The following is a 12982-nucleotide window of genomic DNA, read 5'->3' as shown; positions in this document are numbered from 1 at the left end:
CTCCTGCTTCATCCATCGTCTCTACGCAATGCTTCACGGAACAGCGCCTCCAGCTCTTCATTGCTGCATTGCACTCTTCTCGCCGCGGCTACCGCCTCATCCAGCGCCCGCACGACCCCTTCCAGCCGGTGGCGGTCCCGATCTGCCGAGTCCACTGTGGCTACAAACGTCCCTGTCCCCTGCCTGGTCCTTAGCAGCCCTTGCGCCTCAAGATCCTGATACACCCGGCGGATGGTGATGACGCTGCATTTGAGCTGCTGGGCAAACTCCCGGATCGACGGCAAGAGTGTCCCTTCCTGCAGCTGCCCGCTGACAATCAGGGCGCGCAGCTGCACTTCGATCTGATGATATAACGGCTCCACGCTCTGTTCATTGATCTGGATTGTACGCCACACACCTTCACCACCTTTGAGGTTGGGATCTGTCTCCCTGCTAATGGAACAAATTGCGGTTCTCGATCCGGCGTTGAATGATCGTATAGATCAGCCTGACCAAAGCTGCTGCAGTGAGCAGGAGAACGGTTGGCAGCCACCAGGCGCCCTGCATCATCATCGCTGCGCTCTCCTGCAACAATCCGATGCCGGCCCTGTGCAGCCCATAGGTCACAAGACCAAACACCGCCATGAAGACCAGCGTCGCAAACATGTACTGCCTACCCTTCACCCCAAGCTCAAACATGAGATACGCAGAGCCGACTGCGGCACCATAGGCATACCACATCAAGGCGAAGCCCGCGAACGCAAGAAATCCCATCCCGCGTACCCATCCGACCAGAATGTAGCTCAAGGTGAAGAAATAAAACCAGCCGGCGGTAAAGTAAATGATAAATTGCAGCACCCGGCTGCCCGCAATCTGCCGGGATGTAATCGGCATACTCCGCAGGTCGGCTAGCCTGTAAGTGTAGGTATCCTCCGACCATACCCGCATCATCGTCCGGCTAAGCGTGAACCCGAAGATCGGAATCAGCGACAGGAAGAGGAAATTCTCTATCCAGGCTGTGTAGCCATCAAAGGGGGAAGCGTCGTGGATCACGGCAATCATAATGAAACTGGTGTAGTTAAAAAAGAGAAAACTGAGCAGCAGCCCGAGCCGTTCATTACGCAGCTCATGCTTTACGATCAGCCAGATGCCCTGCCATGTACTCATGCGATCACCGCCTTAAGTCATCATACTGTATATAACTTTATACACAGTATAATCACACCTTGTTTTTTTGTCAAACAAGGTGAAACGGCTGTCGCCGACCTTGGCGGCGCAGCGCGTTTCATTCCGGAGAATTCTAAGCTGATATATGTGTGCAACATATAAATTCTTAGAATTCAAAAAAACGGCCCGAAGGCCGTTATGGTTGTTGGAAAGTGCCGATGGGTGCGGAATCGATTCTGGTCAACGCTTTCTGGAAGAAAGCGACTTCGAGAGCTTATGCTACGTAGCGTTCGCCTGAAAGCTTTTCGCAGAAAAGCTAGCTTCGGAAGCATACGCTGTCCCGGATTTCATCCCTGTTAGGGATTAAAAATCAAGAAATCTGGGAACAACAGCGATCGGAAGAACGATCCGTTACCTTGAGGTCATTATTTTCAATAATAGCCCGAAGGCCGTTATTTTATACCGTACCAGGATTAGGGTTAGAACCCGGATTAGAGCTCGGCATCTCATCCGACTCCGCATGCTCCTTCTGGTACCATTGCTTGAAGACATAGATCAGGATCGCACCATACATAAACTCCTGGACGAGCTTCATGATGACCCCGCCCAGCTGCTGATCCTCGATCGGCGGCAAGAAGTTGAAGTACTCGGGACCGCTGAATTGCTCTATCAGCCAAGTAGTGTCGCCCGGCAGACAATAGCCCATCGCCTGCACCCACACATTCGGATCGCTGTACATCGGGTACAGCGACTGCGGCGCGAAGATGATGAGCGCGCAGGCCGGTGTGAGCAGCACACCATTGGCGAAGATGTAGCCCATCTTCTTGACACCGTTCAGACGACTCCACTCCGGAACCGGACTGACGATCTGCCACCACATCATAAAAGCTGCAACGAGCAGGACGAAGAAGTAAATCCGATGCACCGTGAAGTTGAGCATCACATACTCATGCACCTCTGGCACATGGTAGATCGAGAACAATATATTAAATAGAATAAGTGTGATCAGCGGATGCATCAGTGGCCGCAGTCGTTTCCAAAAGGACTTGCTGAAGGCTGCCCGCCACAGAAACGCCGGCACGCCAAGCAGGATCATCGGCGGTACCACCAGGTACGATATAGCCATATTGGTCATATGAAACGAGAAGATCAGATGACCGAGGAGCTCCAGTGGACCTCCATTGGCAAGGTAGTACATCACCACGCCGCTCACAAATAGAATTTTCTGCTTCAGAGTAGCGGTAGCCTCCATGGAATAATGGCGCTCGCGCCAAGGACCGACCAGATAGAAGTAGAGGATGACTATAGCTGCGAATACAAAGAGAACTATCGGGCTCCACAATTCCTCAAAGCTGAAGTATTGCAATCCAAGCATCATGGATTCCCCTTTAACCGTTAATTTGAAAAAAGAGGGGGTCGCCTGAGTGACCCGCCTCTCTTCCTACTATCGACGCTCGCTTACCACCAAACCCAAAACTCGGCCATAACGACACAGGTGAAAACTACAAATACACCGAAGAAAATGCCGATGATCGCATAGATGTGCCCGCGATCCTTCATATGCATCCAGAAGGACATCTGGATAAAGACTTGCAGAATGGCCATAACGACCAGCAAAATGTACGTAAACGTCGAGTTGATCTCGCCTGCGGCGACAGTGGCAAACGCCAGTACCGTCAACAGGATGGAGAAGATATATGCGACAATATGCTTTTGCGGCCCTTCGATGCGGTGCCGCTTGCCTTTGCCTTCAGAAGCAGTGTTGGAATGGTTGCCTGCCATCGCTTAGCCCACCTTTCCCATCAGATAGACGACCGTAAAGATGAACACCCATACGACGTCCACGAAGTGCCAGTATAGACCAGCTACATAGATCTTTGGCGCGGTAACGGTATTCAAACCTTTCTTGAACACTTGCCCGATCAGCAGGGAGATCCAGACGACACCCAGGATTACGTGCGCGCCGTGGAAGCCGACCAGTGTGTAAAAGGATGAACTGAAGGCACTGGTTGTAAAGCCATGTCCCATATGCAGATAGTGCAAAAACTCATAGACCTCAAGGGCAAGGAAGCCAAGCCCAAGCAGCACTGTCACGATCAGCCAATTGATCATCGACTTCACATTGTTGCGGTGCATTGCCTGGATGGCGAACACACTGGTCAAACTGGAGGTCAGGAGGATGAACGTAGCCGCTGCGACCAGCGGGAGATCAAACAACTCGTTCGCTGTCGGATTGCCCTCAAGCACCTGACCCCGCAGGGCAAGGTACACCGAGAACAACGTTCCGAACAACACCGTCTCGCCGCCTAGGAACAACCAGAATGCCAGGACCTTATTGCGGCCTTCCAGGGTAGCCTTCTCAGGCTCGTGAGGCAATTGGCCGTCTACATGTGTATGTGCGCTCATGCCTTCACCCCTTTCTGCAGCTCTTCAACCTCGATATGATAGCCATGATCGTCGTAGAGGGAACGCAGGATCATACATGTGAATGTGATGAGCAAGCCCGCTGCACCGATAATGTACTGATGATACATGAAGCCGAAACCTCCAATGAACAGACCAACCGACATGATGAATGGCAGAATCGATGGCGACGGCATATGGATCGGCCCGACAGGCTCCGCAGGCGTTACCGTCTTGTTGCCGTCCATTTTTTCTTTCCACAGCGCGTCATAACCGCGTACAAGCGGTGTCTGGAGGAAGTTGTACTCCGGCGGAGGCGATGGAATCGTCCACTCCAGGGTACGGCCGTCTCCCCACGGATCTGCGCCGAGCGTTTGTTTGCTCATCGCGGTGACGATGATGTTGACTACGAACAGGATCGTACCGATACCCATCAGGATCGCGCCGATGGTACTGATCAGGTTCATCTCGTTGAAGCCCATCCCGTCAAGGTATTGATAGATCCGGCGCGGCATTCCCATCAGACCGAGGAAGTGCTGTACGAAGAACGTCAGATGGAAACCGATAAAGAAAGTCCAGAACGTAATCTTGCCGAGCGTTTCATTGAGCATCTTGCCGAACATCTTCGGCCACCAGTAATGCAAGCCTGCAAAGATACCAAGCACAAGTCCGCCCACGATAACGTAGTGGAAGTGAGCGACAACAAAATACGTATCATGATACTGGTAGTCTGCCGGAGCAGCTGCCAGCATGACCCCTGTCACACCACCCATAACGAACGTCGGCACGAAGCCGATCGCATACAGATTGGCGCTGTTGAAAATAATCGATCCGCCCCACATGGTGAAGATCCAGTTGAAGATCTTGATCCCGGTCGGAACGGCAATCAGCATCGTGGCGATGGAGAACAACGCATTCGCTACCGGACCGAGACCGGTGGTGAACATGTGGTGAGCCCATACCATGAAGCCCAGGAAGCCGATCAGTACTGTCGCGAACACCATCGAGCTGTAACCGAACAACCGCTTGCGCGAGAAGGTCGCGATAACTTCCGAGATGATGCCGAAGGCCGGCAGGATCAGGATATATACTTCAGGGTGACCAAAAATCCAGAAAATATGCTCCCAGAGAACCGCGTTGCCGCCCATATCCGGGTTAAAGAAATTGGCGCTGAATAATCGATCGAACATCAGAGCCGCCAAACCGACTGTCAGTGCCGGGAAGGCGAACAGGATCAGGGCCGAAGTAACGAAGATCGCCCATGTGAACATCGGCATCCGCATAAAGCTCATGCCAGGTGCGCGCATGTTGATAATCGTAACGAGGAAGTTAATACCGCCGATCAGCGTACCGATCCCCGATCTGCAGACCGATGACATAGAAGTCAACGCCATGGGTGTCGCTGTACAGCGGACTTGCGAGCGGCACGTATGACGTCCACCCCGCATTGGGCGCGCCCCCCTGCGTGAACCAGCTGATGTTAAGCAGCAGTCCGCCGAACAGGAACGTCCAGAACCCGAGCGAGTTTAGAAATGGAAAGGCAACGTCGCGTGCGCCGATCTGCAGCGGTACGATCGCATTCATCAGCGCGAACAGGATCGGCATCGCCGCCAGGAAGATCATCGTCGTCCCGTGCATCGTCAGCACCTGATTGTACATATCCGCACTCAAGAAGTCGTTCATCGGCATCCAGAGCTGGATCCGAATCAGGATAGCCTCGAGTCCTCCGATCAGAAAAAAGAAACCGCCGGCGATCAAATAAAGGATCCCGATTTTCTTATGGTCAACCGTTGTCAGCCAGTCCATTAAACCGGTGTAACGCTTGACCGAGTGTCCATGAGCCAAAGTTGGTACCTCCTTCTATCGCAGTTGATTAATATTCTAATTTCTGATCGGCCAGATACCTGGCGATCGCATCGACTTCTTCTTCTGTCAGATCAACCTGCGGCATAAGATTGCCTGGCTTGATCCCTTGCGGGTCTTCGATCCAGCGCTTCAGGTTCTCGTACACCGTACCTTCGTTAGAGTACCGTTCCGTTTCTTCCTCAGGGACATTGACCAGGATGCCGGCTACCGATTCACGGCTGCCGATACCGGTCAGGTTCGGATAGACGTCGAGGCCTTCCTCACCGATCGCATGACATGTCAGACACTGGCTTGCCAGAAGCTCTGCAATTGCCGGATCCTCCGGCAGTATAGCTGGCGCAGCCATAGCTGTCGTCCACCGCTCAAAGGAAGCTTCGTCTACCGCTTTGACCTTGAAGTCCATGTTGGCATGGGAAGGTCCGCACAGCTCAGCGCACTTGCCGAGGAAAACGCCTGTCCGATCTGCCTGGAAGTACATCCGGTTCACGTTGCCTCCAGGGTTGGTATCAATCTTGCCCGCGAGCGACGGAATCCAGAAGGAGTGGAGCACATCGGCCGTCTGGGCTTCGATGGAGATGATCTTGCCTTCCGGGATCACCAGATCCTGCGCAGTCGAGATGCCATATTGCGGATACTCAAACTCCCACCAGTACTGATGAGCCGTTACTTTGACCTGCAGTGCATCCTCATCCCTACTGTAATCCTTGGCCAGACCAAATACTGACTGGATCGTAGGTACGCCGAGCACGACCAGCAGCATCAGTGGAATAACCGTCCAGATAATCTCCAGCTTATGGTTGCCTTCCACCTGCACAGGGATCGTGTCGTCGCCCTTGCGGCGGCGGAACCGGATCAGGACATAGATCGCCAGCGCGAATACTACGAAGACCACGACAACCATGATGGAAATCGACAATTGCATAAGTCCAAATTGTTCTCTTGCTACCGGCCCCTGCGGTCTGAGCGCGGACAAGTCCTCCCGGCCGCAGGCGGACAACAGAAGCGCAAGCCCTGCCAGCAGAGGCAGAAGCCGTGTTACTACAGGCCACCGTTTCATCATTCATCTACCCCACTTTAAACGTTTTCTACAGCTGCCAGTGCGATGTCTTCTCCGCCTCTAACGCACCCCTACAAAACGTTAGCCCCGACTATGCGGAGCTCTTGGGCCGGAGTCGTCACGACTCGACAGCGTTATGGTGATCGAAAGCGTCTTGGCCGCCTTCCGACAAGACGGTGCGACATGCAGCATACTGTGACTTCTACCCAGATGACATAGCTATCCCAGCAAACAGAATCACTTTATTAAATATAAAGTTGATGCCCCCTTTTGTCAATGATCACACTGCAGTTCACAAATTGTTCTCAAAGCTGTCAAATCAGCGGTTTGCCAAGCCTTGGAGGGGGGTGACAGTATAGCTGGAGAGCCGTTTTCCTCCTTACATTGTGCACCTGTGCCATGGTCAATTATGTATGATGCCCGAACGTATAAATCACTTCCGCCTGCTAACCCTAACAACACTTAGCTCTTGAAGGAGGAGTCTGCATGAATACCCCCCCTGACGATTCATGTCGAACTGCCCGTTATCCGGACTTGTCCGCTCTGGGAAGAGGTCTCCGCTTAGCCATCTTGATCCTGCTTGCGGGGGCGACTTTGCTTGCGGCCAGCGGCTGCAACTACACCCGCAAAGTCCAGGACAGCGAATACGATTACGGCTCGCAGCAGGCGGATGATCCCAAAATGATGGGCGACCGCATGTATGGCCCTGTCGGCGACATCCCGGACCGTCACCGCAACAGCCATCTCGAGTTCAGCTCGCATCTCTCCAGGAAGCTGTCCCGGACGCAGGGCGTAGCCGGCGCCGTCGTCATGCTGACCGACAAAAATGCTTATGTCGGACTTGTGCTCGACTGGACGGCCGTAGGGACCACCCGCTCCGGCGGCAAGAACGGGTACGAACAGAACAATACCGGCAGCGGCAAAGGCGTCTATAATATTGATGACGGCAGCCCGTACTGGGATAACCGGGATCTGGTCACTCCTTATAATTCCTATCTGTCGGTGAGCGACCACGAGATGCTGTCTGCCGAGCTCAAGCAGACGATTGCAGTCAAACTGCGGAAGCTCAGCCCTTATGTGCAGGAAGTGCACATCTCGGCGAACCGTTTTTTCGTCAATGAACTGGTCGATTACGCCCGGGAGACCTGGATGAACCGTCCGCTGCAGCCTTATCTGAGCGAATTCAATAAACTGGCCGAATACGAATTCGGCGGCGGCACAACCCCGCCCATGCGGCTCCGTCAGCTCAAAGCGGCACAGGCCGGGGCTGATGATCAGCGCTGACGCCCCGCAGCCTCCGACGATCGTGTTAGAATTCGCGGACCGTGCCTGGTGATCGCTATCGTATGCTCGAACTGAGCCGTCCGCGCTCCGTCACGTGTGCGCGCCGCCCAGCCGTCCGGGGCCATCCATGTCTCGGGCCGGCCCAGCGTCACAATCGGCTCGATCGTCAGCACCATCCCTTCCTGCAGTCTGGTGCCGGTGCCTGCTAGCCCGCACGGCGGGACTTGGGGCGGCTCGTGCAGCTCGCGGCCGATCCCGTGTCCTACGAAGCCCGGAATGACCTGACAGCCCGAGCGCCTGACAAACGTTTCGATCGCATATCCGATATCTCCGATACGGTTGCCCGTCCTGGCCGCAGCGATCCCCTTGTACAATGCCCGTTTGGCGGTGCGGAGAAGATGGTCTCCCTGCGGGTCGGTCTTGCCCACCGCATAACTCCAAGCCGAATCGGCCATCCACCCTTTGTATTCGACTACCAGATCGATGGTGACGATGTCGCCCTGCGCCAGCGGCCGTCCATCGGGAAAGCCATGGCATGCGATGTCGTTGACTGAAGCGCAGATTGCATAGGGAAAGCCTTTATAGCCCTTTTGGGCTGCTTTTCCACGCCGGCGCTGGATGAACTGTTCCGCCAAGCGGTCGATCTCCGCCGTGCTTACACCAGGGAGCAGCCAGCGGGCAATCTGTCGATGACAAGCGCCGACGATCTGTCCCGCCTTGGCAATTTGGTTAATTTCTTCGGTAGTCCTTGCTTTCCCCATTATGCCGCCTCCTATACCGCCTGGATGGCGGCGCGCCTGCCCGGCACGCCTTCTCTCTCCACGCTATTCGCAAGAAGGGGCAAATATCTCACAAATTCCCCACAAAGAAAAACCGTACCGAAAATCGGTACGGTTCAATATACATTATCGGTCATCCCATACAGCGGTTAACCGACCGAATTCATCTTGCCAAGCTCTCGCTCCACAAGCATGGTCAGTTCCTCTTCATATCCGCCGGTGATGCGATACTTGCGGATATAATCCTTGACAAATTTCCTGGGGTCCTTCGGCTGAAAAATTCTCGTTAATTCACTCAGACTGTCCTTGACTTCATTATGGCTTCGTTTGGCCATGAAATCCCCTCCCGTAATGTAGGATGGTCGTCCCAATGCAATGTACGAGTATACCCAACACATCTTTCAGTTCAAGCGATCCACACGTTTGTGAAGGTAATCCATGGGCAACAGCTATTAAGTTAAGTTTTCTTCCACCAGTATACCATTTCTTTGCAAGTATGAACAGCCCGGAAGCGACCCGCTCAACCCTCCTTGCGGTCAGAATAGTGAGGCGCTGCCTGTTCATCAGCCTCCGGCATCTGGCGCTGCTGTTCCTTGTCAGACGCCTGCCGGTCGACCGAGGTTGCAGAGATCAAGCGGAAATAAGCATAGACACCGGCAACGGCCACGACAATACCAAAGGCTACCAACAGCCAGGTAATCCACCCCTCCACCATGATCCGTCGCCCCCTTCGTCCAGCTTATATTGCCCGAATATATTGCGATTATTATAACAAAAAAGCGACGACGGTTTCAAACGAGGACAAATGTGCTCATGCTTCTCGAAGTTCCGTTTCATTATATGTTCCTGGACTCTCCGTCATGCGCTCAAGGGAGTCTGTCCAGCAAATCGCCCAGATTGAGTTCGCTCTCCAGCCCGATGCGGATCGAGTCTGTGCCCCAGGCCACCTCCCCGATCCGGATAAAATCGGGCAGCTGCCCGCCAATCGGCATAGTGATCGTCTCCAGCTGATGGGACGGCAGCCGGATCGAACGAATGTGCAGTCCTTCGGGAATCGCGGTCAGATAAGGATCCTCCCACACTAGGCGGTACGTCGCGACTGCGCCTACAGGGATCTGTTCGCGGTATTCGAGATTGACATGGGCGGTTAACCGATCGGTTGCCAGTTCGGAGCGCGCGCCCGTAATCCGGATATCTGGCGCCAGCTGCGGATTCTCCCTCAACTGGGCTTTGATCAGCGACTCGACATCGGCTTCGGTCAGCACCAGCTCAAGTTCACCACCGGTGAGGATGTCCCGCGCCTTGCTGTCCAGCCGTATCGGTTCGGATGCCAGATCAAGCTCCTCCTCGGGCGATATGTATCGCAACGCGCCCCATATTCCCAGCCCGAGCAGCACGAGCAGCACCAGGACCAGCAGCATCAATCTTCGAAGCCATTTTCTCATCTAGTCGCATCCTCTTTCGTCTCATAGGTCTACCATATATATTAACGCGATTCTTCTTCTCCGAAACGGTCATTAGCAGATGGCACAAAATGCACAATGTTCAGCTCTCTGCATGCGCTCAGATCAATGAACTGTTCTCCGGCACGCACCAGAGGGTTGGCCGGGTCGTGAGGGTTCACCGACAGGACCGTGCCTACCCTTCGGTCCGAGAGAAGCACCTGGCTGCCGATCATCGTCTCCATCATCCTCCGTGCAAAGACGGTGACGACCTGGGCATCGAACTGATCAAAAGCGGATTGCGAGATTTCCTTAATGACCTGGTAGAAGGGAAGCTCATTTTTGTACACCCGTTTGGAGAGCATGGCATGGAAGACATCGGCTACCGCCACGATGCGGCTGGCGAGATCGATCTCATCGCCCCGCAAGCCAAAAGGGTAGCCGCTGCCATCCATTCTCTCGTGATGCCGCAAAGCGACCAGCGCGATCTTGTCCTCGATGCCGGACTGACCTGTCAGCATCTCGTAGCCGTACTCGGCATGCCGCTTCATCTCGGCAAACTCTTCGGCGCTCAATCTGCCGGGCTTGTTAAGGATCGATGCCGGCACGCGAAGCTTGCCGACGTCATGCAGCAGGCCTGCCGTCGCCAGCAGGCTGATCTGCTCATCATCCAGCTGGAGCCATTGACCGATCAGCACGGCCACCATTGCGACAGCAATGCTGTGCCGGCAGGTCACATCGTCCTCTGTCTGCAGTTTGTTAAGCCATTCGTACAGCATGCCCGCTTCCGCCGATTGCCGGACCATCGGTACGACCCGGGCCTGGATATCCTCCACGATGAGCTGCCCGGTATCCCGGGCGAAGTGAAAGATCCCCTTCATCTCGGTCACCGCATGCTCCAGGACTCGGTCGACAGCGGCATGCCGCGGCTCGACATCAGCCTCCGTCAGCTCCACACCCAGCGAGTAGAGCTTGCGCAGCACCTGCTCCGTGATCAGTGTATGCGCCGGCCACGCCAGCACATGATGTTTGGTATATACATTTTTATTGAGACTGCGGCCTATGAAGGGATGATTGCCGGTCTGATGCTCAGCACACACGATCCGATTCTCCGTTTCTGTCTTGAGTAGAATTCATCACCAGGCGGTTCTGGCGGACGCGAAACTCCATTTGTTCGACTGGCTCCAGGATATCCCTGGCAAACCGCCCTACGACTACCCTGCCTTCGTACATCCGGGAGACCACTACCCGCTCGCCCGCCTTTAGTAGGGTACTGCCGCCGGATTTGCCGCCCACGATCATCGCCGAGATCGAGCCCTCCGCCTCCAATTGAGAGCCCCGGCACACCGAGTCATGCTCATGAAAGACGATATGCCCTTTGGAGAACAGCTGGCTTTGCACAACTCCCTGCTTTTTGATCACGATGTCTCCGCCCGACATGATGCTGGTCATGTTGCACTGCTCCAGCTCGGTTCGCACGTCCAGCTCCTCACACCGCTTGATGGAATCCACTGTCTCGATCAGGATGAATTGCAGCTCATCTAACAGCTTTGACAGATTGGAGGTTTCCCGAAGCGGCAGCTGCAGCTCTTGCAGCTTGTTCTTCAGCTCGCCCAACTGACCGTTCTGGATCTGCTGGATATTGGAGATGCACTGCAGGATTTCCTTGACGGTAAGCGGGATCTGCCGGAACTTGGTTTCCAGCAGCAGCTGGAACATCTGCCGCTGCGAGACGGTCTGACCTCTTGACACTGCCATCGTCCCCAGCTGCTTCATGGTGCTCCGCAGCTGCTGGAGTTGACCGTTCAGATTGTTCGAGTGCGTGCACAACCGATTGAATAGCACGCCGTAATGTCCGGAATAAAGCTTGCTGCCGATAGCGTTGCCCTTGATATAGATGCTTCCCGTTGCTGTGGCAGTGGCGCGATAGACATTGCCCATGACGTAGATATCACCGAGCGCTTCTACGATCATGCCGTCGGTAATATTGCCGTAGATGATCACGTCTCCGGAGAATACGATGTTGCCCGTCTTCATATCGACATCTCCCGGCACGACATGCGTAGTCGTAATATCGATCAGCTTGATGCGCTCGCCGGTGATCCGCGGCCGGCCCTCCTTGAGCGCGTATGCGTCATGATGGGCCAGCCGGATATGGTTTTTGGCCACCAGCATGATGTCCTTGGAGCGCGGCGGGTCGATCGGCGTTCCAAATACATCATAGCCCGGGAGTCCGGGGACCAGCGGGATTTTGCGGGCGACCAGCTCGCCCACTTTCACGGACGGGATTTTCAAATGGTTGCGGTAATCGATCATACCGTTGACCTCTTCGAACTCGCTGATGATCTGCTCCTTGAAGAAGATTTCCAGCGTCGCGTCTCTGCCGGGGGTTGGATCCTTGCCTCTGGCGATCAACACAGGCTGATAGGTAGGATGGTCGAGTTCGCGCTGGATAGCCTGATAATCCACCTTCACCATCGCGAATTGTTCGAGCTCGGGAGCGATATCGATCAGGGTCAGCCGTTTGGGCAGTTCATACGGTACCCGTTCCGTCTTGACCAGCAGTTCAGCGGTTGCCGGTGTATCCTGCAGCCGCAGCCGATGACGCTCATTGGCGAGCAGGACGAACCATGCACGCATCCGGTCCGGCGAGAATTTGATATGGAACTGCGGCGTCTCCTCGAGCTCCCACTCCACCTGATCCCCGGGCTGCACCTGACAGCGGCTCGCCAGCGGCTCGCCATTGATCCGGAGTCTGACGGGAGGAGCTGCTTCGATGAACGGGTCTTCGCCCGGCTCACCGGTAGGGAGCAACTCGATCCGGTTGTCCTTGATCTTCAGGAAAGCGCGCATGCCAATTGAGGGACCTGATTGCGGCTCCCGCAATGCTCCCTCATCCTCTTGGAGATCCAACTGGCTGATCAACTCGAATAACTGGTCTTCCGACATCCGAGAAGACATTGGAATCACATTCCTTCCACGCAAAATAAACAGCAAAGCCAACC

Annotated in this window: 13 protein-coding genes and 1 pseudogene; 1 reads left to right on the top strand and 13 read right to left on the bottom strand. The window is 54.7% G+C overall.

From position 1 onward, the window contains the following. Positions 1–8 precede the first annotated feature (8 nt). From ABC336_RS19310 to coxB, 7 genes and pseudogenes are all read right to left on the bottom strand, one after another. Entirely contained in the window at positions 9–395 is a 387-nt protein-coding gene (locus ABC336_RS19310; RefSeq protein ID WP_413240188.1) for a GntR family transcriptional regulator, read from the bottom strand. A 37-nt stretch (positions 396–432) separates the two neighbouring features. Further along, entirely contained in the window at positions 433–1146 is a 714-nt protein-coding gene (locus ABC336_RS19305) for a hypothetical protein (RefSeq protein ID WP_413240187.1), read from the bottom strand. A gap of 457 nt (positions 1147–1603) precedes the next feature. Beyond that, positions 1604–2524: a cytochrome c oxidase assembly factor CtaG gene (ctaG, locus tag ABC336_RS19300; RefSeq protein WP_413240186.1), complete on the bottom strand. Its 921-nt coding sequence runs from the start codon at positions 2522–2524 to the stop codon at positions 1604–1606. Between the two features lie 80 nt (positions 2525–2604). Next, positions 2605–2928 (bottom strand): cytochrome C oxidase subunit IV family protein, encoded by a 324-nt coding sequence (locus ABC336_RS19295; protein WP_413240185.1) that lies wholly within the window; start codon positions 2926–2928, stop codon positions 2605–2607. A 3-nt stretch (positions 2929–2931) separates the two neighbouring features. After that, positions 2932–3552, bottom strand: a complete 621-nt coding sequence (locus tag ABC336_RS19290; RefSeq protein WP_413240184.1) for a cytochrome (ubi)quinol oxidase subunit III — start codon at positions 3550–3552, stop codon at positions 2932–2934. Further along, positions 3549–5394, bottom strand: a pseudogene (gene ctaD / locus ABC336_RS19285) (cytochrome c oxidase subunit I). The gene ABC336_RS19290 and the pseudogene ctaD overlap by 4 nt, the downstream one beginning before the upstream one ends. 28 nt (positions 5395–5422) lie before the next feature. Further along, complete coding sequence (coxB, locus tag ABC336_RS19280) at positions 5423–6475, bottom strand: cytochrome c oxidase subunit II (RefSeq protein ID WP_413240183.1); 1053 nt, start codon at positions 6473–6475, stop codon at positions 5423–5425. Between the two features lie 483 nt (positions 6476–6958). Between coxB and ABC336_RS19275 the strand changes: the two genes are divergently transcribed. Further along, positions 6959–7756, top strand: a complete 798-nt coding sequence (locus ABC336_RS19275; RefSeq protein ID WP_413240182.1) for a hypothetical protein — start codon at positions 6959–6961, stop codon at positions 7754–7756. Here the strand turns inward: ABC336_RS19275 and map are convergent. From map to ABC336_RS19245, 6 genes are all read right to left on the bottom strand, one after another. Beyond that, on the bottom strand, positions 7747–8517 hold the full coding sequence (gene map, locus ABC336_RS19270; RefSeq protein ID WP_413240181.1) for a type I methionyl aminopeptidase: 771 nt from the start codon (positions 8515–8517) through the stop codon (positions 7747–7749). The two genes, ABC336_RS19275 and map, sit on opposite strands and share 10 nt — an antisense overlap. A 167-nt stretch (positions 8518–8684) precedes the next feature. Next, on the bottom strand, positions 8685–8870 hold the full coding sequence (locus tag ABC336_RS19265; protein ID WP_413240180.1) for a hypothetical protein: 186 nt from the start codon (positions 8868–8870) through the stop codon (positions 8685–8687). A gap of 185 nt (positions 8871–9055) precedes the next feature. Beyond that, the gene (locus ABC336_RS19260; RefSeq protein WP_413240179.1) at positions 9056–9250 is read right to left on the bottom strand and encodes a hypothetical protein; all 195 of its coding nucleotides are present in this window, start codon (positions 9248–9250) and stop codon (positions 9056–9058) included. A 151-nt stretch (positions 9251–9401) separates the two neighbouring features. Continuing rightward, positions 9402–9980 carry a hypothetical protein gene (locus tag ABC336_RS19255; protein WP_413240178.1) on the bottom strand — a complete coding sequence of 193 codons (579 nt, stop codon included), beginning with the start codon at positions 9978–9980 and terminating at the stop codon, positions 9402–9404. A 41-nt stretch (positions 9981–10021) separates the two neighbouring features. Continuing rightward, entirely contained in the window at positions 10022–11077 is a 1056-nt protein-coding gene (locus ABC336_RS19250) for an HD-GYP domain-containing protein (protein ID WP_413240177.1), read from the bottom strand. Beyond that, positions 11067–12938 carry a flagellar assembly protein A gene (locus ABC336_RS19245; RefSeq protein WP_413240176.1) on the bottom strand — a complete coding sequence of 624 codons (1872 nt, stop codon included), beginning with the start codon at positions 12936–12938 and terminating at the stop codon, positions 11067–11069. The genes ABC336_RS19250 and ABC336_RS19245 overlap by 11 nt, the downstream gene beginning before the upstream one ends. Positions 12939–12982 lie beyond the last annotated feature (44 nt).

The sequence above is a fragment of the Paenibacillus jepli genome (genome assembly GCF_047238105.1).
Taxonomy (GTDB): Bacteria; Bacillota; Bacilli; order Paenibacillales; family Paenibacillaceae; genus Paenibacillus_D.
Note: the sequence above shows the minus strand (reverse complement) of the source record. Positions and strands in the feature narration are given on the sequence as shown.